The 499-nt window shown below is 39.5% G+C and carries 1 protein-coding gene; it reads left to right on the top strand.

The window, feature by feature from the left end:
• Positions 1-499: DUF389 domain-containing protein (locus tag ACTQ48_RS11495; RefSeq protein ID WP_441571058.1), on the top strand; the 499-nt coding region annotated here is incomplete at both ends.

Below are 499 nucleotides of genomic sequence, written 5' to 3'. Positions count from 1 at the left end.
CTCTAGAGGTTTTATTTACTGAAGTATTGGTCAGTTTGCTTGTATCGACTCTGTATTTCTGGATTTCTCCCTTATCTTACGCAAGTAGCGAGTTGATTGCACGAACCTCTCCAACCATTTGGGATGTTGTCATTGCTATTGCTGGTGGGATAGCAGGTGTCATTGGTTCAAGGAAAAAAGAAGCAAACAATATCGTGCCAGGAGTAGCCATCGCAACAGCTCTAATGCCACCTATCTGTACTGCGGGGTATGGTTTAGCTAATGGAAATGTACGATATTTATTTGGGGCTCTCTATCTTTTCTTGATCAACTGTGTCTTTATCATGCTAACCAATATTATTGGAACAAGAATTTTGATGAGAAAATCTCCCTTAAGTTCATTTAAAGAGCTAAACATTAAAATGAGAATTGGGTTGATATTCTTGATTGTATTATTGGTCCTTCCAGCAAGCTATTCAGCAGTCACTCTGACGATGGATCAAGCGCGAAAAGAAGGGAT

This window comes from Collinsella sp. Sow4_E3, from assembly GCF_052116285.1.
Taxonomy (GTDB): Bacteria; Actinomycetota; Coriobacteriia; order Coriobacteriales; family Coriobacteriaceae; genus Collinsella.
Note: the sequence above shows the minus strand (reverse complement) of the source record. Positions and strands in the feature narration are given on the sequence as shown.